The sequence below is a fragment of the Mycobacterium shunyiense genome (assembly GCF_058270075.1).
In genome coordinates this window covers 117141-136606 of record NZ_JBZDPU010000014.1, presented here as the reverse complement: position 1 = coordinate 136606, position 19466 = coordinate 117141, and the positions used below count along the sequence as shown (strand labels likewise).

Below are 19466 nucleotides of genomic sequence, written 5' to 3'. Positions count from 1 at the left end.
GGGCGGGTTTGACGCCATATCGTGGGCAATCGCGGGACTTCCGATTACGGCGATAGCGGGTACGAACTGCTGAGATGAAGCTGGCGGGGCGGGAAGAAGAACTGGCGACGATCCGTCGCTCCCTTGGTGGGCCGGGAACCCATCACGGTGTGGTGATCGTCGGCAGTGCCGGGGTCGGCAAGACCCGGTTGGCCCGGGAGGCCCTCAGCCACGCGGCGGCGTCCGGACACCGGACCAGTTGGTTCGTCGGGACCGAATCCGCACGTGCCATCCCGCTCGGTGCGTTCACCGGATCGATCAGCCAGAGCATGTGCGATCCGTTGCCCGACGTGCGGCGCGTGATCGATTCCTTCGTCGCTCACCAGCGCATGGGCAAGGTGGTCATCGGCGTCGACGATGCGCACCTGCTCGATCCGTTGTCCGCGCACGTCGTCCATCAACTGGCGCAGACCCAGGGAGTACGGCTCGTCGTCACCGCGCGTTCCGGTGGCCCGGAACCCGACGCGGTGACCGCCCTGTGGAAGGACAGCCTGCTCGACCGGATCGACCTCGAACCGCTGTCCGCCGCGGCGGCAGCCACGCTGATCGAGTCGGCGGTCGCCGGCCCGGTGGACAGCCGCAGCACGCGCCGGTTCTGGAAACTGACCGGAGGCAACGCGCTGTACCTGCTGCAGCTGGTGAAGGACCAGATCGCCGCCGGGCGGATGCGCAAGTCCGCCGGGGTGTGGATGTGGGACGGCGATGTGGCCGTCTCCCAGAGCATCACCGACATGGTCGGGCGTCGCCTCGGTGGACTCGAGCCCGGCATGGCGTTGGTGCTCGACACGCTGTCACAGTGCGAGCCACTGAGCGTCGACGTTCTGGGCGATCTCGTGGAGCCCGCCGACCTGGAAGCCGCAGAACAGATGCATCTGGTCAGGGTCGACCGCTCCGGGCGCGGACTGGTGGCGACCCTCGCGCATCCGTTGTACGGCGAATTGCGCAGGGCGACAGCCGGGGAGATGCACCTGTCGAGGATCCGGGGGAAACTCGCGCGGCGGCTGGAGTCGGAGGCCGACGGAGATATGCGGGCGACGGTCCGCCGCGCGTTGCTGGCCCTGCACTCCGACCTGCCGCCGGATCCGGAGCTCTACCTCACGGCCGCCCGCTGCGCTGCCGTCCTGCTCGACCCTGATGCCGCCGACCGATTCGCCGCTGCCGCAGCCGAATGCGGTGCACCGGAGGCGGCGCCCATGCGGGCCATGACGCTGATCCTGCTGAGCCGGGGTGAGGAGGCCGAGGCCGTACTGCGGGACATCAGCGCCGACGGCCGTCCGGACAGCCACCACTGGGCGACGGTGCGGGCGGCCAACCTGGCGTGGCTACTCAGCAGACCGCGCGATGCCGGTGACATATTGGAAAAGCTTTCCGGCACAGTAGAATCCGATGAGCAACGGATGGAACGGCTGGCCATGCAGGCCTGTGTCGATGCCGTGCTCGGCCACTGTGTGAGCGCGGAGAAGAATGCCAGGACCGCCCTGGAATCGGACGGACTTCCCGATCTACACGCGATGATGGCCTCGATTGCCTTGATGATGGCGTTCGGCGCGCTCGGACATGTCGAAGAGATCAACGACGTCGCGGAGCAGGCCATCGAACGGGCCACCTCGTCGTTCGAATCGTCGCCCATGCGGTTCTGGCTCGGCGCAGTCCACGCCCGTGCCTGCCGGTTGACCGGCGGTATCGACAGCATCACGGCGATGGCGGCCCGGCTCGACGAATCGGCGCGTGACATGCCCGGCTTGGTGTACGCCAACCTCGCCCACCTGCTGGGCCACGCCGAACTGGTGCGCGCCGATCTCGGTGCCGCCGTCAAACATCTGCACGAGGCTTACGCCGGTGCCGAGACACACGAGATCACCACGGGTTTGCGGGTTGCCAGCTGTTTCTCGCTGGCCGAGGCGCACGCCAAGCTCGGCCAGACCGCCGCGGCCGAGGAGGCGCTGGCCTGCGCCGAGCGGCGGGTGCCCGACGACTACGTCTTCATGAACACCGCGATGTCGGTGGCCACCGGGTGGACGTTGGCGGCCGGCGGTGCGCTGACCGATGCCATCGATGTGGTCCGCGCAGCGGGACGCGATGCCGGGCAACGCGAGCAGCCGACCCATGAACTGCTGTGTCTGCAGACGGCCGCCCAGTGGGGCGACACCACCGGTGCGGCGCGCGCACGCGAGCTGGCTGACATGTTGAAACTGCCGCTCGCCCAAACGGTGGCCGGTCATATCGAGGCACTGGCAGCCGATGACGGTACCGGATTGCTCACCGCCGCAAAGGAATACCGGGCTCTCGGTGACCGGGCCACCGCCGCCGACGCGATGGCGCAGGCCGCGGTCGCGTTCGGCCGCCACGGGCAGGGCAAGCGCAGTGCCTACGCCGCCGCGTTGGCCCAGGAGGGCGCCGACGAATGCGGCGGGCTGTGCACCCCGGCGCTGCGCAACCCGGCCGGACAGCCGCTGACCGGAAGGCAGCGCGAGATCGTCGAACTCGTCGTCGCAGGGCTGAGCAACAAGCAGATCGCCGGACGGCTGGTCATGTCGGTGCGCAGCGTCGAAGGCCATCTGTACCGGGCCTGTCAGCGGGTGGGCGTCAGTTCACGCGAGGAACTCGCCGCGATCATCCGGCGGGGTCCGAAGGGGCTGTGACGACGCCTCTGAGTAGATCTGCCGCTTCGGTCTGGTAGGCATGCTCGGCCCAATCCAGTGGTGTGGAGCCGAATCTGCGGTCGGTGATGGTCGCGTCGGCGCCGGCGTCGAGGAGTCGTCGGATCAGTTCGAGATCACCGGACCAGGCGGCCTGGTGCAGGGGCGTCGCGCCGTCGTCGTCGAAAATGTTCGGATCGTGGGGGAACACCGGGACGACGACGCGCACCCCGGATACGTCGATACCGTGCCGGGCCAGCAGGTCGAGCCGGCCGGTGAAGCCATGCTCGGCGGCCCAGCCGATCTGGCGGCTCCACATCTCGGCACGCGTTTCCATGGCCTCACCGAGCCTCAGCTCCCACGGGCTCGGTCCGGCCTCGGCCAGGCCGCGGGCGAACAACAGTTCCAGATGGGAATCGTCGGCGCGGAACATCCGGTTGTACAGCGTCTGTTGGTCGGCCGGATGTGCGCCGCGATCGAGCAGAAGCGTGGCCAGCTCGGGTGCGAAGCGATGCCGGGGTTGACGACGCGGACCCTGTTCCCCCTCGCCGAACACACCCGTGAGCACCGTGAAGGGCGTCGACATCCCGCACCAGAGGTACCCGGCATTCGGATCGGCGCCGGCGTCGAGCAGCAGTGTCGCGCTGGTGATGACGTCATCGGCGCTGCGGCCCAACGGAACCCGCGAATAGCACAGGTACATCAACGGAACCCAGCCGAACGGTCCGCCGCTGGTGTTCGCGAGCGCCGGGCGGTTCGTCAGATGCTGTGCCAGCGCGGCCGGATCCGCAGCCGAAGCGGCAGCCCAGATGTGTTCGTCGACCAGATTCCGCTCGGAGCCGAGCAGCTTCGCGGCGGCCTGCCACTGGGGCGGAGCATCGGTTTCGTTGTAGCGCAATGATGCCCACGAACAGAAGCGATCGGCGGTGTCGAGGTTGTCCTCGTCGAGCGCGCCTGGGTCGATGCTGAGCTCGGCCGCGTCACGAAGATAGTGCACGAGTCTGGGCCAGCTGCTGAAACCGTAGGCGCGGGCGACGGTCAGCTGCGCCTGGTGCAGCGGGACGCGATTCGCGCGCTGCAGCCTGCGGGCTTCATCGCGGAGGTGCTCGATCGAGGGGTTGCTCGGCAGACGGCTGGCCATGACGGCCTCCTCTCAGACGCCCGCGTCCGCGAATCGGGCTGAGAAGAGGTCGGTCACAGAGCAACTCAACGAGCAGGGAGGCTTGGCCTCTTCGAGCGGACGTCGGGCGTTCCTGCACGCCCGACGTCACGCTACCACTGAGCTTTGCCGGGGCCTAGGTGCAGACGGCGCCGACGGCGGCGGACTGGACCAACTTGGTGTACTTCGCCAGGACGCCGGTGGTGTAGGTCGGGGGAAGCGGCTGCCAGCCGTCCTTGCGGCCGGCGAGTTCGGCCTCGTCGACCAGGATGTCGAGTGTGCCGTTGGCGACGTCGAGCCGGATCCGGTCACCGTCGCGGACGAACGCGATCGGCCCACCGTCGACGGCCTCCGGAGCGATGTGCCCGACACACAGGCCGGTCGTCCCGCCGGAGAACCGGCCATCGGTCATCAGCAGCACGTCCTTGCCCAGCCCGGCGCCCTTGATCGCGCCGGTGATGGCCAGCATCTCGCGCATACCCGGGCCGCCCTTGGGGCCCTCGTAGCGGATGACCACGACGTCGCCGTGAGTGATGGTGCCGTCCTCGAGCGCGTCCAGCGCAGCCCGCTCGCGCTCGAAAACCCTTGCGGTGCCCTCGAAAACGTCGGATTCAAACCCTGCGGACTTCACGACGGCACCCTCTGGGGCGAGCGATCCGTGCAGGATCGTGATGCCGCCGGTCGGGTGGATCGGGTTGTTCATCGCGCGCAACACCTTGCCGTCGGGGTCCGGCGGCGCGATGTGGGCCAGGTTCTCGGCCATGGTCTTACCCGTCACGGTCAGGCAGTCGCCGTGCAGCAGACCGGCATCCAGCAGTGCGCGCATGACCACCGGGACGCCGCCGATCTCGTCGACGTCCTTCATCACGTGGCGGCCAAAGGGTTTCACGTCGGCCAGGTGCGGCACCTTGTTGCCGATGCGGGTGAAGTCGGCCAGGGTCAGCTCCACCTCGGCCTCACGTGCGATCGCCAGCAGGTGCAGCACCGCGTTGGTGGACCCGCCGAACGCCATCACGACCGCGATGGCGTTCTCGAAGGCTTCCTTGGTCAGGATGTCGCGCGCGGTGATGCCGCGGCGCAGCATCTCGACTACGGCCTCACCCGACTTACGGGCGAACTCGCCGCGCCGCTTGTCCACGGCCACCGGAGATGCGCTGCCCGGCAACGACATTCCGAGCGCCTCGGCTGCCGACGCCATGGTGTTCGCGGTGTACATGCCGCCACAGGCGCCCTCGCCCGGGCAGATGGCGCGCTCGATGATGTCGACGTCCTCCCGCGACATCAGCCCGCGCACGCACGCCCCGACGGCCTCGAAGGCGTCGATGATGGTGACTTCCTTCTCGGTGCCGTCGGTGAGCTTGGCGACACCCGGCATGATCGAGCCGTTGTAGAAGAACACCGAGGCCAGATCCAGGCGGGCCGCGGCCATCAGCATGCCCGGGATCGACTTGTCGCAGCCGGCGAGCAGCACGGAACCGTCAAGGCGCTCGGCCTGCATCACGGTCTCGACGCTGTCGGCGATCACCTCACGGGAGACCAGCGAGAAGTGCATCCCCTCGTGGCCCATCGAGATGCCGTCGGACACCGAGATGGTGCCGAACTCCAGCGGGTAGCCGCCGGCCTCGTGCACACCGGCCTTGACGTCCTGAGCGAGCCGCTGCAGCGACATGTTGCACGGGGTGATCTCGTTCCACGACGAGCCGACGCCGATCTGCGGCTTGACCCAGTCGTCGTCGCCCATCCCTACCGCGCGGAGCATTCCGCGGGCTGCGGCCTTCTCCAGGCCGTCGGTGACGTCGCGGCTGCGGGGCTTGATGTCGGGCTGGTCGGAGGAAGACATGCAGGTAAGTATGCCCCCGGGTTAGTTAGCCGCCCAAATTCTTTAGCGTGCCCGAGCGGCGCAGGTCAGCCGGTCCACTCGGTGGCCTTGACGGTCAGGTCGAGCCCCATGAGGAACCCGATCACGGTGCACACGATCGACACCAACGGCCACACCCACAGCCAGCGGCGGGTGAAGAAGACCATGACGATGCTGCCGGCGAATCCGGCGAGCAGGCCGCCGCCGATCCAGCCGAAGATCGTCGGATAGACCTGATCGTCATACGGGGTCGGGCCGCAGGTGGCGTGGCAGGTATCGGTCGACATCGCGAAGAACAACGACAGCCATGCGGCGGCGGCCGCACCGAGCACCGCGACGATCCACAGCGCCACGGCGAGAACCACGCTGACCACGGTGACCGTGGTGCCGACCGCAGATTTCCGGCGGGCAGCCGGGGCCACGGGATATGGGGCCGGCTGGACGGGCGGGTACCCCGGTGCGGGATACACCGGCGGCTGGCCGTGGGGCCCAGGCCAGGGTGGCATCGTCATCGGAGTCAGCGTATCGGCCGAGCGCCGGGTTGTTTTGCGGCATTTCTCCCGGCCAAACGGACGTGCATACCCCGGTGGGGTACCGGTATGATGGGGTTCATGGACGTGGCTGACGGCTCGGGCGCACATGGCTACTCGGCGCAGAAGGAGAACTACGCCAAGCGGCTGCGCCGGATCGAAGGCCAGGTCCGGGGCATCGCCAAGATGATCGACGAGGACAAGTACTGCATCGACGTGCTCACCCAGATCAGCGCCGTCAACAGCGCTCTGCAATCCGTGGCCCTGGGTCTGCTCGACGAGCACCTCGGGCATTGTGTGACGCAGGCGGTCTCTGAGGGCGGTGACCAGGCAGAGGCCAAGCTGGCCGAGGCATCGGCTGCCATCGCTCGCCTGGTGCGCTCCTGACCGTGCTGATCCTCAAGCTCGCACTCGTCGCCTTCATCGTGGCGGCAGTGGTGTTCATCGTCGTCACGGGCATCCGGCGGTGGCGCAAGGATCCGGACCTGGTCGACCTGAGCGAGGCGTACGCGGCGCGATACGGAGCGCCGATGGCAGGTAACTGGACCCCGCCGATCGAGGACAACGTCCAGATCGTGGCCGAGGAGCCGTTCGACGGCAACCGGGAACCGCGCTAGCCGCCCAGCGCCTGCTCGATCCGCTCGACCTTCGCAGTGAGCTGCCCGGTGTATCCGGGCCGGATGTCGGCCTTCAACACCAGGCTGACCCGCGGGGACACCGCCGCGACGACCTCCACGGCCTGTTTCACCACGGCCATCACCTCGTCCCATTCACCTTCGACGTTCGTGAACATGGCGTTGGTCTCGTTGGGCAGGCCTGAGGCCCGCACCACCCGCACGGCCTCGGCCACCGCGGCGCTGACACTTCCGGACTCGTCCCCGCCGGCGGGGCTGATGCTGAACGCGACAATCACAGTGTCGATTGTGCGCGGACTCACGACACCGGTCGAACTCTGATCAGTGCTTGCTGAACAGCGTCGGGCGGACCGCCAGGATCACCCGGTCCGCGGCGTCGGGTGGCACCTCGTTCAGTGATCCGCTGTAGCGGTCGTTGAGGGCCAGGAAGAACGCCGCCGTCGGGTCGGGCACGATCTCGTCCACCACGCCGCGCACCTCCAGGTAGCGGTACGGGTTGTCCGGATCGTGGATCGACATGGCCACCTCGGGATGCGCCGTCACGTTGCGGTACTTCTGGCGCTTGGTGGTGTGGGTGAAGCGCAGGTGCGTGCCATCCCACTCGAACCACATCGGATTGACCTGCACGGTGCCATCGGGCCTGGTGGTGGCCAGATGGCCGAACAACGGCCTCGTCAACAGGTCTTCATATCCATCGGGCACTGCAACCACTGTGGATCCTCTCGGGTCGGCAACCACGCACGGCAACGTTATGGCACTACCGTGGCATCCCAGAATGACCTTCAGCGTCACCGGCGAATCGCTTTCCGCCCACACCAGCCCGTGGACACCGCGTGTTGCCACGCAACTCGCCGTTCTCGCAGCGGCGGCGTTCATCTACGTCACCGCCGAGATGCTCCCGGTCGGTGCCCTGCCGGCGATCGCCACCGACCTCCGGGTCAGTGAGGGCCTGGTCGCCACACTGATGGCCAGTTACGCCCTGGTCGCCGCACTCACCACGGTCGCGCTGGTCCGGCTGACGGCACGCTGGCCGCGACGCCGGACCTTGGTCGCCACCCTGGTGTGCCTGACCGTCTCGCAGGTGATCTCGGCGCTCGCCCCGAACTTCGCGGTGCTGGCCGGTGGGCGGGTGCTGTGCGCGCTGGCCCATGGACTGATGTGGTCGGTGATCGCGCCGATCGGCGCCCGGTTGGTCCCGGCCAGTCACGCCGGCCGGGCCACCGCGGCGGTCTATGTCGGCACCGGTCTGGCCCTGGTCGTGGGCAACCCACTCGCCGCGGCGATGAGCGAAATGTGGGGCTGGCGGCTTGCCGTGGTGGTGATCGCCGTGGCTGCGGCGGTGGTGGCGCTGGCCGCATGGACGACGCTGCCACCGCTCGCGCCCGGGGCCGGCTCGACCGCGGTCGGTGGGGCGGGGCAGGGACGTCGACGAAACCGGCGTCTGCTCATCCTGTCCACCGTGACGATGATCGGTGTCACCGGGCACTTCATCGCCTTCACCTTCATCGTGGTGATCATCCGCGACGTGGTCGGGATCCACGGCCCACATCTGGCCTGGCTGCTCGCGGCGTTCGGGGTCGCGGGTCTGGCCGGGATGGCCGCAATGGCCCGGCCGTTGGACCTGTGGCCGAAGGCGTCGGTGCTGGGGTGCCTCACGGTGCTGGCCGCCGCGCTGCTGACGCTGTCGGTACTGGCCGTCGAGCACGACCCCGGTCGGGTGGCTCTGGTGCTCGGCGCGCTGGCCATCGTGGCCTGGGGCGCCGCCTCCACAGCGTTGCCGCCGATGCTGCAGGCCTCGGCGATGCGGACCTCTCCGGAGGACCCCGACCGAGCCTCCGGCCTGTATGTCGCCGCCTTCCAGATCGGCATCATGGGCGGTGCGCTGATCGGCGGCGGGATCTATGACCACGGCGGAGCGGCGCCGACAGTGGCCGCGGCTGCGGCCCTGATCATCGTTTCGATGTGTGGCGTCGCGTCGTCCCGCGGCGTATTCGTAGTTTCCTGCCCCACCACGGAGAAGTAACGCGAGCACGCTCACACTCGATAAACACCGCAGTTCAGCGCCGTGCAGCCGGTCGCTGTCGGGGGATGGCACCTTCTCGCGGCGGTAGCTGGTCATGGTGCTGTGAGAGACTGGAGCGAGTTGTGCTGTCTGGAGGTTACTCATGCCGAAATCGGCAAAACGTCGACTGATCACTGCTTTCATGGCTGCGGGGCTGTTCGGTGGGCTGGTGCTCAGCCCGTCCGCATACGCAGACCCCGAGGCGCCGCCGGCGCCCGTCGACCCTGCTGTTCCGGGCCCCCCGCCCGGCGCGTACATCCCGCCGCTGCCTGCCGACCCGGCCGACCCGGCCGCCGTCGCTCCGGGCGCTCCGTCGACGCCCGCGCCGATCGTCAACTACGGCTCCCCGACCGTCCCGTTCACCGAGGGCAACGCGCCCGGGCAGAGCTCCGAGCCGTTCACCGGCGAAGCACCGTTCCTGCCGCCGTCGTTCAACCCGGTCAACGGGTCGATGGTCGGCGTCGCCAAGCCCATCTACATCAACTTCCAACGGCCGATCGCCAACCGGCAGATGGCCCAGGACGCCATTCGGATCACCTCGAACCCGCCGGTGGCAGGCCGCTTCTACTGGGTCACCGACACCCAGCTGCGTTGGCGCCCGCAGGACTTCTGGCCGTCCAACACCGTGGTGAACATCGACGCGGCCGGCACCAAGTCGAGCTTCCGGGTCGGCGACTACCTGGTGGCGACGGTCGACGACAAGGCCCACCAGATGGAGATCATGCGCAACGGGAAGCTGGAGAAGACCTTCCCGGTGTCGATGGGCAAGCCCGACGGCAAGCATGAGACCAAGAACGGCACCTACTACGTGCTGGAGAAGTTCCCTGACATCGTCATGGACTCATCCACCTACGGTGTGCCGGTGGACTCCAAGGAGGGCTACAAGCTCAAGGTGAAGGACGCTGTCCGCATCGACAACAGCGGCGTCTTCGTGCACAGCGCGCCGTGGTCGGTCGCCCAGCAGGGCCGGAGCAACGTCAGCCACGGTTGCATCAACCTCAGCGCCGAGAACGCCAAGTGGTTCTACGACAACTTCGGCAGCGGCGACCCGGTCGTGATCAAGAACACCGGTGGCGGCTGGTACAACACGCCTGACGGTGCCTCCGACTGGCAGATGTTCTAACACCTGCCTGCCGAGCAGACACAAAACTGCCCCTTTTCAATTGAAATTGAAAAGGGGCAGTTTTGCGTCTGCTCGCGGGTACGTCAGTTCCAGATCCGGACCCGCTGGTCCGGCTCGAGGTACAGCTCGTCGGAGTCGGCCACGTCGAATTCCTCGTAGAAGGAGTCGATGTTGCGAATGACGCCGTTGCAGCGGAACTCCGGCGGTGAGTGAGGATCCACGGCCAGGCGCCGGATCGCCTCGGCGTCACGAGATTTGGTCCGCCACACCTGTGCCCAGCCGAAGTAGACGCGCTGCACGCCGGTGAGTCCGTCGATCACCGGGGCCTCCTGGCCCTTCAGTGACAGCTGGTAGGCCAGCAGCGCGATGGACAGCCCGCCGAGGTCGCCGATGTTCTCCCCGACGGTGAACGCGCCGTTCACATGGTGCGAGCCATCGAGTCCGCGCGGCGTGAACTGCTCGTACTGGTCGATCAAAGCCTTTGTGCGGACCCCGAATTCGGCGCGATCGGCATCGGTCCACCAGTCCACCAGGTTGCCGTCACCGTCGTACTTGGCGCCCTGGTCGTCGAAACCGTGGCCGATCTCGTGCCCGATGACCGCGCCGATCCCGCCGTAGTTGGCGGCGTCGTCGGCCTCGGCGTCGAAGAACGGCGGCTGCAGAATGGCTGCGGGAAAGACGATTTCGTTCATTCCCGGGTTGTAGTAGGCGTTGACCGTCTGCGGCGTCATGAACCACTCGTCGCGGTCCACCGGCCCACCCAGCTTGGCCAGTTCGCGGTCGGAGTTCACCACGTGGCCCCGGCGGTAGTTGCCGTACAGGTCGTCGCGCTCGACCACCAGCGCCGAGTAGTCGCGCCAGCGGGCCGGATACCCGATCTTGGGGGTGAACTTGTCGAGCTTCACCAGCGCCTTGGCCCTGGTCTCCGGCGTCATCCAGTCCAACTCGTTGATGCTGACCCGGTAGGCCTCGCGCAGGTTGGCCACCAGCTCGTCCATCCGGGCCTTGGCCTCCGGCGGGAAGTACTGCTGGACGTAGAGCTTGCCCAGCGCATCGCCCATCAGGCCCTCCACCAGAGAGACGCCGCGCTTCCACCGGTCGCGGTTCTGCTCGGTGCCGCTGAGGGTGCGGCCGTAGAAATCGAAGTTCTCGGCCACCAGGTCGTCGGTCAGCAGGCCGGCGCGCGAATGGATGACGCGCCAGCGGGTCCAGGCCTTCCAGTCCTCAAGATCCTCGCTCGCCCACAGCGCGGCGAACGCCGTCACGTAGTCGGGCTGACGCAGCACCAACTCGGAGACCTTCTCGGGGGTGGTGCCGAGGGCGCCGAGCCAGCCGGTCCAGTCGAAGCCGGGGGCGTCGCCGGACAGGTCGGCGAAGGTGCGCAGGTTGTAGGTGAGGTCGGCGTCGCGGCGCTTGACCACATCCCAGTGGGCCGCGGCCAGTTTGGATTCGAGCGCGACGATCCGGGCCGCGGTCTCGGTCTGTGCCTCCGCGGTGTCTGCGCCGTAGACCAGCGTGAACATCCGGGCGATGTGGCCGGGGTAGGCCGCCAGGATCTCGGCGTGTTGCTCGTCGCGGTAGTAGGACTCGTCGGGCAGCCCGAGGCCGGACTGGCTCATGTGCAGCAGGTAGCGCGTCGAGTCCTTGGAATCGGTGTCCACATATACGCCGGCTCCACCGGAAACCCCGGTGCGCTCCAGGCCGCCCAGCACCGAGGCCAGCGCATTGCTGTCGGCCGCGCCGTCGATCAGGGCGAGCTCGGCCAGCAGCGGTGCCAGGCCGCGCGTGGCGATGGTCTGCTCGTCCATGAAGCTGGCGTACAGATCGCCGATCCGCTGCTCGTCGGTGCCGGGCTCGGCGCCGGACGCTGCTGCCTGGGTGATCAGATCGCGGATCTGTTCCTCGGCGCGGTCGTGCAGGAGCCGGAAGGCGCCATCGGTGGCGCGGTCGGCAGGTATCTCGTAGTCGGTCAGCCAACGGCCGTTGACGTGGCCGAACAGATCGTCTTGCGGGCGTGCCTGCGGGTCGACATGGCTCAGGTCGATACCCGACTTGATCGCTTCTACCGTCACCCCGACATTCTTCCAGACGGCTGCGGGTGCGCTGGGACGGTTCGGCTGCCGGTACCCTCACGGCCATGCCCGAGGCGCCGAGCAAGGACAGCAAGGTCAGCAAGGACAGTACCGGCGATCATTCCGGCGGTGTCTTCACCGGCTTCGGCTTCGCCTCGGCGGTCGCGGGCCTGATCGCCGTCGCCGCGGTGGTCCTGGCCGCGATGGTGTGGACCGGACATCGCAGTGAAGCCGACGAACGCGCGTACCAGACCCGGGTGCTTCGGGCGGCCGCCGACTGGACCAACATCCTGATCAACATCAACAAGGACTCCGTCGAGGCCGGTATGCAGAAGCTGCGCGAGGGCACGGTCGGTCAGCTCAACGCTGACTTCGATGCGGCCGTACAGCCCTACCGCGACCTGGTGCAGCGGCTGCAGGCCCGCACCACCGGCCAGATCGACTCGGTGGCCATCGAATCGCTGTACCACCCGCCGCCGGGCCCGGACGGTCGGCCGGTGCCCGCACCCAAGCCGGAGCTGACCGGGATGGTGTCGCGCACCGACACCGTGCTCGTGGTGGCCACCTCGGTCAGTGAGAACGCCGGCAGCGACAAGCCCCAGACCGTGCGCTGGAACCTGCGGCTGGACGTCTCCGACGTCGACGGCAACCTGATGGTCTCGCGGTTGGAGCCGATCCGATGAGGAACCGGTTGCGCGTCCTGGCGTTCGATATCGCCGCCCCGCTGGCCGCCATCGCGGCGGTGCTCTACATCGGGCTGGCGCTGTCCTGGCCGCTGTGGTGGGTGTCGCTGTGCTCGGTGCTGTGCCTGCTGATCGTGCAGGGCGTCATCGTCAACGTCGTGCTGGCCCGGCGCGACGGCGTGACACTGGGCACCGATGACGATGCCCCCGGGCTGCGTCTCGCAGTCGCGGGCGTGGCAGCCGCCGCCGTGGTGGCCGCGGTGACGGTGGGATACCTGCGCTGGACGGTGCCCGACCGCACCTTCAACAACGACCGTGACGAGGTGGTGCGCATCGCCAGCAGCGTCTCGGAGGCCACCGCCACGTTCAGCCCGCAGAGCCCGACCTCCTCGATCGACCGAGCGACGGCGATGATGTCGCCGGATGAGGCTGAGCAGTTCAAGAACGAATTCGCCAATGTCGCAAAGGAATTGGCGAGCAAGAACGTGTCTGCCACAGCGGCCACCGTTTCAGCCGGGGTGGAGGCGCTCGGCCCGCAGGTGGCCAGTGTGGCCGTGGTGCTGCGCGGAACCCAGAGTGCTCCGGGCAAACCCACCGACAATGCGGTCATGGCGCTGCGGGTGGCCTTGAGCAAGAGCGACGGGCGTTGGCTCGTCGAGAATGTCACCCCGCTGCACTCCCGCTGAGCCCCAGCGGACCGTCAGACGAAGTGGCCCAACCGACCCGGGCTACTTCGCCTGACGCTGCGCGGAGAGCTTGGCGAACCGGTCCGAGAGGCGCTGCATGCGCAGCAGCAGCGAGGCCGGCGGACTGGTGGTGCCCTCCAGATAGTCGGCGAAGGACTCGTTCGATATCCCGATGCGCGAGGCGAACTCGGGTGCCTGCAGTTCGGACCGGCGAAGCATGGCCTGGATCTGGTGGGCCACCTCGGCGCGCTCGGTGGCTTCCAGGTGCTCACGGGTGCGCACCAGGACCTCCGACAGCGCCTTGGACACCCCGTAGGGGCGGGCGGTCTGCAGCACTTCCTCGACCTGGCGGGCAGTGCGGCCGTAGGGGTCACGCTTGATCGCAGCGACGATGCGCTGCCAGACCGCCATGTCGTCGGTCTCCAGGGCGGCACGGATCGCCGCGGTCGGCCAGTACTCGACCGGCCGGTCGTCGAAGGCGGGCTGACGCTGCTGCGGCGCGGCCTGGCCCTGACGCGGTGGTCGTGGCTGTGCCGGCTGCTGTGAGCGCTGTACCGGTGTGCGTGACGTCTGCGTTCCTTGTCCCTGTGTGCGTTGTCCCTTGGTGTCGTGCCCAGGAGTGCGTTGCTCCTGTTTCCGTTGTACCTGGGTGGACGCATTCTGGGAGCGTTGTGCCGAACTGCGTTGCCCGGAAGTGCGTGACGCGGTATCGCGCTGTGATGTCGTGCGCGGAGCCGAAGCGTCGCGTTGAGCGGATGCGGGTCGTTGAGTCGACGCGGGTCGCTGGGCGTTGGCACGTTGCGTGGTGGTGCGTTGCGTGGTGGTGCGTTGGGCCGAGGCGCGCGGCGCGGCGGTGCGTTGGGCCTGCGGTCCCTGGGGGCGTCGAGCGGACGATTGAACCGGCTGAATCTCGTCGCGACGCGCAATCCGCGCATCCCTCGGTTCCCGGACGTCGGGGGCCAACGTCACTTCGCCTCCTCCAGCATCGCTACCGCAACTGACAGGCAGCGCTGCCTGACCTTCTCCCATTCGGCAGCTGCATCCGGGTCCGACATCGCGAACTCGTGTTCATCGGACGGTTGCGGGTCGGCCAGCCGCCGCACCAGCTGCGTGGCCACCCATCTGCTCTTCGGGTTCTGCCCACAGTAATACCGGTCCATGCCCGACAACACCAGAGCTGCGGTCTCGGTTTCCATCGACTCGACAAGATCAGCAAACTCTTCGAAGTCCTTGGTGCTGTTACGACACATCACCAGATAACTTTTCAGCCGCAGCGTTTCGGCGCCGGTCGGGATCTGCAGCCGATCCCCCGTCGGCAGTTGCACATTGGTGGTCTCGACGGGGCCGAGGCGTTCCATCGGTGCCCGCTGCGCGTCCGCCTCGGCCTCGAGCGCGTCCACGGCTACCGACAGCCTGCCCCGCCACATCGTCACCGGATGCACGCCGGGGCAGCGCTTCGGTCCGCCCGGCCGCCGCGCCGCCAGCCGCGCAGACGGTTTGCCGCAGCCGCTGAAGGCCAGCGGATCGGTGACGATGATCGTCTGTGGGGCAAGATGTTTCATCCGGGCGGCAGTTCGGACCATCATGCGCAGGTCTGATCCGCTCGGGCCCAGCGCGGAAATGTCGTCGGGGATGATCACCAGATCCGTGACCTCGACCTTGGGCAATGGTTTCTCGAAGTCCACCTCGGGCAGCAGCTTGTCCAGCCAGTGCGGCAGCCACCAGTTCCACTCGTCGAACATGGCCATCAGGGCGGGCACGAGGATCAGCCGGACCACGGTCGCGTCGACCGCGATGGCCACCGCGCAGGCGACGCCCAGCTGGGCCACCAGCGGCATGCCGGCAAAAGCGAACCCGATGAACACGGCGATCATGATCAACGCGGCGCTGGTGATGGTGCGCGCGCTGGTGCTGACCCCGTAGGCGACCGCGTCACGGGTGCTGTTGGTCTGGAGGAACCGCTCCCGAATCCGGGTGAGCAAAAAGATCTCGTAGTCCATCGACAGGCCGAAGGTCATCGCCAGCACCAATGGCGGAACGGTGCTGTCGAGTGAGCTGATCTTCTCGAAGCCCAACTCCTCGAACCAGCCCCACTGGAAGACGACCACCAGGCTGCCGTAGGCCGCGGCCACCGACAGCACCGTCATCAGCACGCCCTTGAGCGCCAGGAACACCGACCGGATCGACACCAACAACATCACGAAGGCGATGAGCGCGACGAACAGGAAGACCAGCGGCTGGGTGCTCGACACCCGGTCGTCGAAGTCCTTGATCAGCGCGGTGGGACCGCCGACGTCGATCCGTGCGTTCGACCCGGCCGCCGCCGGCAGGTTGTCCCGCATCCAGTCGACGGCCTCGCGCGCGGCCAGGTCTTCCGGATCGACCGCCAGCACAGCGGACAGCAGAGCGCTGGTGTTGTTGTCGGCGAACACGGGGGGCTGCACGTTGACCACGTTGGGCGCCTTGGTCATCTCCTGGCGAACGGCGTCGAGCGCGGCGGTGCCCTTGGGTCCGTCGGCGGTTCCCTCGGGGAATGTCACCAGCACGCGCACCGGGCCCAGCGCGCCGGGACCCAGAGCGTCGGCGGCTGCGTTGACCCCGCCGCGGATCTCGTGGGTGGGCTCGAACTGGCGTTGCATGCTGTTGCCCAGCACCATGCCGAACGCCGGCGCCGCCAGGATCAGCAGCAGGATCGTCGCCCCGACGGCCGAGGCCCACGGGCGCCGCATCACCGCGCCGGTCCAGCGGGTCCAGAACCGCGACTGGGTGGCCTCGGCGCGACGCGACCAGTGCAGGTACGACGAGCGCTTGGCCGCCGCCTGGCCGAAGGTCGCCAGCACCGCCGGGGTCAGTGTGGTGGAGGTCAGGACCGCGACCGAGACGGCCAGGATCGCGCCGGTCGCCATCGACACCAGCACCGGGGTGTTGATGATGTAGATGCCGGTGACCGAGGCGATCACGGTGAGGCCCGACAGGGCCACCGCCAGACCGGAGGTGGCCATCGCGGCGTCGACCGCATCGGCCGGGTCGCGGCCGGCGCGCAATTCCTCGCGGTACCGCATCAGGATGAACAGCGAGTAGTCGATGGCCAGGGCGATGCCGAACATCGACACCGTCGAGGTGACGAACACGCTCATCTGCGTGTACATCGACAGCAGATAGACCAGGCCCATGGTGACCACGACCGTGCAGATACCGAGCACCAGCGGCAGCGCCGCGGCGGCCAGCGAGCCGAACACCGCCAACAGCACGATCAACACGATCGGCAGGTTCCACTTCTCGGCGGCGGCGATGTCGTGCTTGGTTGCCTGGGTGGCGGCCGCGCCGAGGGCGCCCTGCCCGATGACGTAGAACTTGACCTTGCCGTTCTCGCTCTCACCGGGGTCTTCGCCGTGCACCCCGACCTTCTGGCGCAGCTGTTTGGCCACGTCCACCGCACCGGTGTTGTTGAAGTCCAGCTGCAGGGTGATGACATAGGGCCGGTCCGGCTGCGGGGCGGGCTGTTGCGGATTCGGGACGATCTTGACGCTGGGCACCTGGCCCGCGATCTTCTCCAGCGTGGCCACCGCGGCGTTCATGTCCTGGAACGAGGCGTCCGCGCGGGGCGAGGCGATCAGGGCAAGCGGGGACGCGCCCTGATCCGGGAAATGTTCCTCGAGCTGCCGCTGGACGTGGAGCGACTGTGAACCCTCGACGTCGAAACCGCCGCCGGTCAGATTGGACGACTGGTTGATCGCGAGGTAGATCGAGGGCACCAGAAGCAACAACCATGTCGCGAAAACCGCCCAGCGGAATCTGCGCAGATAGCTGCTCAAGCGCATCATGAACTGCTGGATGCGAGGTCCCCGCTTTCTCCCCCCGACGTGGCTGGGCGTGTCCTGGCTTGTGTCAGCCAGAGCGTACCTCTAGAGGTGTAATGTGGCCCGCTCTCTGCGGGTTCTGAGATCGCCCTGAGACTTCTCACAGCAATATCCACAGCTGACCCCGATAGCGTTACGTCACCGTCGCTAACAGAACAGCGCTGTCCGGCGACATAGCCAAAGACGACCCCGGCTGACGTGTGCGCCGGGGCCCACGCTGAAGGAGTTCTCCAGTGCAACCGACCAACGGTGGATTGCGCCGCTCGCTGGCCGTCGCGTTCGCGGCGATCGCGGCAGGCGGTGCGACGGCGGCCGCGCTCATGGTCCCGTCGGCCACGGCTGCGAGCGATCCGTGCGCGGCCAGTGAGGTCGCCCGAACCGCGGGCGGGGTGGCCACCAACATCGGCAACTACCTCGATACCCATCCGCAGACCAACCAGGCTCTGACCACCATCAGTCAGCAGCAGGGCGGAGCGCAGTCGATCGCGGCGCTCAAGACCTACTTCGATGCCAACCCGCAGGCTGCCAAGGACATCCAGCAGTTGCAGCAGCCCCTGACCGTCCTGGGAGCGCGTTGCAAGTTGCCGGTCACGCTGCCGCAGCTGATGGGGCTGGTGCAGGCCACCCAATCACAGACCGGGGCGGCCACAAGTGGTTTGCCGGGGGCGCTGCCCTCGGCGCAGAACGTCGGAGTGCCCGGCGTCGCGATGCCTGCGCAATCTCCTGCGGCCTCGGCCGTCCGACCGGGCTCCGGTCCGCTTCCGGGACCCGCGACGGCCTCGACGCGCTAGCTCCTCCGTCGTCGCGTCGCGGCGGCGACACCGTTGAGCTGCGGGTTCGCGGCCCGGCGTGACGGTTTGCGCACAAGGCAGGAAAGTCGTCACGGATTCTGCTTAGCTTTCTTGAGCCGATAACCGTTTGGGGTTACGGCCTTCCCCATCCGATGAAGGAGCTTGACCATGTTGCTCTCGGCCCGAAATGCGCGGCGCGTGGTAGCTGGCGTGGCCGGCGCCGGCGCTGTAGCCGGTGCGATGCTGTTCGGCGCCATCCCGTCGGCGCTTGCCGACGACCCGGCGAACAACCCTCCCAACTGCAGCGCAGCCGATCTGGCAGGCGTGGCTTCGGGCGTATCGGCATCGACTTCGGCCTACCTGTTCACCCATCCCGACGTGAACAACTTCTTCACCAGCCTGGAAGGCCTGCCGCGCGAGGAGGTCAAGACCAAGGTGCACGACTACCTCGAAGCAAACCCGCAGACCAAGGCCGAGCTGACCGGTATCCGCCAGCCGCTGGTAGACCTGAAGAACCGCTGCGGCGAAGCTCCGGCTCCCTCCATCCCGTAACCGAGTGCGGGTGGAAGCTACCCCCGCCAGCGGCGAAGGACACGTGACACCCGAGAGCGTGAACCGCACGGTGCTGATGGTCGACGACGACCCGGATGTGCGCACTTCGGTTGCCCGCGGATTGCGGCATTCGGGGTTCGACGTCCGGGTCGCGGCGTCCGGCAAGGAGGCACTGCGCCTGTTGTCGAACGAGTCGCACGACGCGCTCGTTCTCGACGTCCAGATGCCGGAACTCGACGGCGTCGCCGTGGTCACCGCCCTGCGGGCACTGGGTAACGAGATCCCCATCTGCGTGTTGTCGGCGCGTGACACGGTCAACGACCGCATCGCGGGACTGGAAGCCGGTGCGGACGACTACCTGACGAAACCGTTCGACCTCGGTGAACTCGTGGCACGTCTCAACGCGTTGTTGCGTCGGGCGAGCCACACCGACCGTCCGTCGGACACCATGACCGTCGGGGCGTTGACCATCGACACCGCGCGGCGGTTGGTGTTCGTCGGCGGCGATCGTGTCGACCTGACCAAGCGGGAGTTCGATCTGCTGGCCGTGTTGGCGGAGAACACCGGCGTGGTCCTGTCCCGGCAGCGACTCCTCGAGCTGGTCTGGGGATACGACTTCGACGTGGATACCAACGTGGCCGACGTGTTCATCTCGTATCTGCGGCGCAAGCTCGAGCGCCCCGATGTGCCCCGGGTGATCCATACCGTCCGGGGGATCGGGTACGTGCTGCGGGAAGATGCCTGAGGGCCAGGTGATCGATTCGGTGGGGGAACCAG

Annotated in this window: 17 protein-coding genes and 1 pseudogene; 10 read left to right on the top strand and 8 right to left on the bottom strand. The window is 67.7% G+C overall.

What is annotated here, in order from left to right:
• Positions 1-74 precede the first annotated feature (74 nt).
• Positions 75-2681, top strand: a complete 2607-nt coding sequence (locus tag AC4ELH_RS11670; protein WP_448448022.1) for a LuxR C-terminal-related transcriptional regulator — start codon at positions 75-77, stop codon at positions 2679-2681.
• Here the strand turns inward: AC4ELH_RS11670 and AC4ELH_RS11665 are convergent.
• From AC4ELH_RS11665 to AC4ELH_RS11655, 3 genes are all read right to left on the bottom strand, one after another.
• Positions 2653-3819, bottom strand: coding sequence for an ankyrin repeat domain-containing protein (locus AC4ELH_RS11665; RefSeq protein WP_448448024.1), 1167 nt, complete (start codon positions 3817-3819; stop codon positions 2653-2655). The two genes, AC4ELH_RS11670 and AC4ELH_RS11665, sit on opposite strands and share 29 nt — an antisense overlap.
• Before the next feature lie 154 nt (positions 3820-3973).
• Positions 3974-5677: a dihydroxy-acid dehydratase gene (ilvD, locus tag AC4ELH_RS11660; protein WP_064881144.1), complete on the bottom strand. Its 1704-nt coding sequence runs from the start codon at positions 5675-5677 to the stop codon at positions 3974-3976.
• Positions 5678-5742: 65 nt separating this feature from the next.
• On the bottom strand, positions 5743-6207 hold the full coding sequence (locus AC4ELH_RS11655; protein ID WP_463807010.1) for a hypothetical protein: 465 nt from the start codon (positions 6205-6207) through the stop codon (positions 5743-5745).
• 99 nt (positions 6208-6306) lie between these two features.
• Here AC4ELH_RS11655 and ricR point away from each other — a divergent pair, with 99 nt between their 5' ends.
• Complete coding sequence (gene ricR, locus AC4ELH_RS11650; protein ID WP_064881149.1) at positions 6307-6612, top strand: copper-sensing transcriptional repressor RicR; 306 nt, start codon at positions 6307-6309, stop codon at positions 6610-6612.
• Between the two features lie 2 nt (positions 6613-6614).
• Positions 6615-6842, top strand: a complete 228-nt coding sequence (locus tag AC4ELH_RS11645; protein ID WP_064881142.1) for a hypothetical protein — start codon at positions 6615-6617, stop codon at positions 6840-6842.
• Here the strand turns inward: AC4ELH_RS11645 and AC4ELH_RS11640 are convergent.
• Together AC4ELH_RS11640 and AC4ELH_RS11635 are read right to left on the bottom strand one after the other, a co-directional pair.
• A complete protein-coding gene (locus AC4ELH_RS11640; RefSeq protein ID WP_055119508.1) occupies positions 6839-7138 on the bottom strand; it encodes an MTH1187 family thiamine-binding protein in 300 nt (99 codons plus the stop codon). The two genes, AC4ELH_RS11645 and AC4ELH_RS11640, sit on opposite strands and share 4 nt — an antisense overlap.
• A gap of 43 nt (positions 7139-7181) precedes the next feature.
• Positions 7182-7571, bottom strand: a complete 390-nt coding sequence (locus AC4ELH_RS11635) for a PPOX class F420-dependent oxidoreductase (RefSeq protein ID WP_064960788.1) — start codon at positions 7569-7571, stop codon at positions 7182-7184.
• 64 nt (positions 7572-7635) lie between these two features.
• Here AC4ELH_RS11635 and AC4ELH_RS11630 point away from each other — a divergent pair, with 64 nt between their 5' ends.
• Together AC4ELH_RS11630 and AC4ELH_RS11625 are read left to right on the top strand one after the other, a co-directional pair.
• Positions 7636-8883 carry an MFS transporter gene (locus tag AC4ELH_RS11630; protein ID WP_064881137.1) on the top strand — a complete coding sequence of 416 codons (1248 nt, stop codon included), beginning with the start codon at positions 7636-7638 and terminating at the stop codon, positions 8881-8883.
• 142 nt (positions 8884-9025) lie between these two features.
• Positions 9026-10045, top strand: coding sequence for a L,D-transpeptidase (locus AC4ELH_RS11625; protein WP_064960786.1), 1020 nt, complete (start codon positions 9026-9028; stop codon positions 10043-10045).
• Between the two features lie 83 nt (positions 10046-10128).
• Here AC4ELH_RS11625 and AC4ELH_RS11620 read toward each other — a convergent pair whose 3' ends face one another.
• Positions 10129-12117, bottom strand: coding sequence for a M13 family metallopeptidase (locus AC4ELH_RS11620; protein ID WP_064881133.1), 1989 nt, complete (start codon positions 12115-12117; stop codon positions 10129-10131).
• Positions 12118-12182: 65 nt separating this feature from the next.
• On the opposite strand from AC4ELH_RS11620, the gene AC4ELH_RS11615 reads away from it, so the two are divergent.
• Entirely contained in the window at positions 12183-12800 is a 618-nt protein-coding gene (locus tag AC4ELH_RS11615; protein ID WP_448448035.1) for a hypothetical protein, read from the top strand.
• Positions 12797-13486 carry a hypothetical protein gene (locus AC4ELH_RS11610; protein WP_448448037.1) on the top strand — a complete coding sequence of 230 codons (690 nt, stop codon included), beginning with the start codon at positions 12797-12799 and terminating at the stop codon, positions 13484-13486. Before AC4ELH_RS11615 ends, AC4ELH_RS11610 begins: the two co-directional genes overlap by 4 nt.
• 42 nt (positions 13487-13528) lie before the next feature.
• Here the strand turns inward: AC4ELH_RS11610 and AC4ELH_RS11605 are convergent.
• Both AC4ELH_RS11605 and AC4ELH_RS11600 read right to left on the bottom strand, forming a co-directional pair.
• Positions 13529-13975: pseudogene (locus tag AC4ELH_RS11605) on the bottom strand (hypothetical protein); the annotation flags it as partial.
• 476 nt (positions 13976-14451) lie between these two features.
• Entirely contained in the window at positions 14452-17310 is a 2859-nt protein-coding gene (locus AC4ELH_RS11600) for an MMPL family transporter (RefSeq protein WP_064881127.1), read from the bottom strand.
• 269 nt (positions 17311-17579) lie between these two features.
• Between AC4ELH_RS11600 and AC4ELH_RS11595 the strand changes: the two genes are divergently transcribed.
• The 3 genes from AC4ELH_RS11595 to AC4ELH_RS11585 all read left to right on the top strand — a co-directional run bounded on the left by AC4ELH_RS11595 (position 17580) and on the right by AC4ELH_RS11585 (position 19434).
• Positions 17580-18137, top strand: a complete 558-nt coding sequence (locus AC4ELH_RS11595; protein ID WP_064881125.1) for a hemophore — start codon at positions 17580-17582, stop codon at positions 18135-18137.
• Positions 18138-18305: 168 nt separating this feature from the next.
• The gene (locus AC4ELH_RS11590; RefSeq protein WP_019346133.1) at positions 18306-18689 is read left to right on the top strand and encodes a heme-binding protein; all 384 of its coding nucleotides are present in this window, start codon (positions 18306-18308) and stop codon (positions 18687-18689) included.
• 76 nt (positions 18690-18765) lie between these two features.
• The gene (locus AC4ELH_RS11585) at positions 18766-19434 is read left to right on the top strand and encodes a response regulator transcription factor (RefSeq protein ID WP_167769574.1); all 669 of its coding nucleotides are present in this window, start codon (positions 18766-18768) and stop codon (positions 19432-19434) included.
• The last annotated feature ends 32 nt before the right edge of the window (positions 19435-19466 follow it).

Excerpts from the sequence above, each read along its gene's own strand:
- AC4ELH_RS11625 (WP_064960786.1), top strand. The coding sequence starts at position 9,026 with ATGCCGAAATCGGCAAAACGTCGACTGATCACTGCTTTCATGGCTGCG.
- AC4ELH_RS11590 (WP_019346133.1), top strand. The coding sequence starts at position 18,306 with ATGTTGCTCTCGGCCCGAAATGCGCGGCGCGTGGTAGCTGGCGTGGCC.
- AC4ELH_RS11670 (WP_448448022.1), top strand. The coding sequence starts at position 75 with ATGAAGCTGGCGGGGCGGGAAGAAGAACTGGCGACGATCCGTCGCTCC.
- AC4ELH_RS11600 (WP_064881127.1), bottom strand. The coding sequence starts at position 17,310 with ATGATGCGCTTGAGCAGCTATCTGCGCAGATTCCGCTGGGCGGTTTTC.
- AC4ELH_RS11630 (WP_064881137.1), top strand. The coding sequence starts at position 7,636 with ATGACCTTCAGCGTCACCGGCGAATCGCTTTCCGCCCACACCAGCCCG.
- AC4ELH_RS11615 (WP_448448035.1), top strand. The coding sequence starts at position 12,183 with ATGCCCGAGGCGCCGAGCAAGGACAGCAAGGTCAGCAAGGACAGTACC.
- AC4ELH_RS11585 (WP_167769574.1), top strand. The coding sequence starts at position 18,766 with ATGGTCGACGACGACCCGGATGTGCGCACTTCGGTTGCCCGCGGATTG.
- ilvD (WP_064881144.1), bottom strand. The coding sequence starts at position 5,677 with ATGTCTTCCTCCGACCAGCCCGACATCAAGCCCCGCAGCCGCGACGTC.
- AC4ELH_RS11610 (WP_448448037.1), top strand. The coding sequence starts at position 12,797 with ATGAGGAACCGGTTGCGCGTCCTGGCGTTCGATATCGCCGCCCCGCTG.
- AC4ELH_RS11655 (WP_463807010.1), bottom strand. The coding sequence starts at position 6,207 with ATGACGATGCCACCCTGGCCTGGGCCCCACGGCCAGCCGCCGGTGTAT.
- AC4ELH_RS11665 (WP_448448024.1), bottom strand. The coding sequence starts at position 3,819 with ATGGCCAGCCGTCTGCCGAGCAACCCCTCGATCGAGCACCTCCGCGAT.
- ricR (WP_064881149.1), top strand. The coding sequence starts at position 6,307 with ATGGACGTGGCTGACGGCTCGGGCGCACATGGCTACTCGGCGCAGAAG.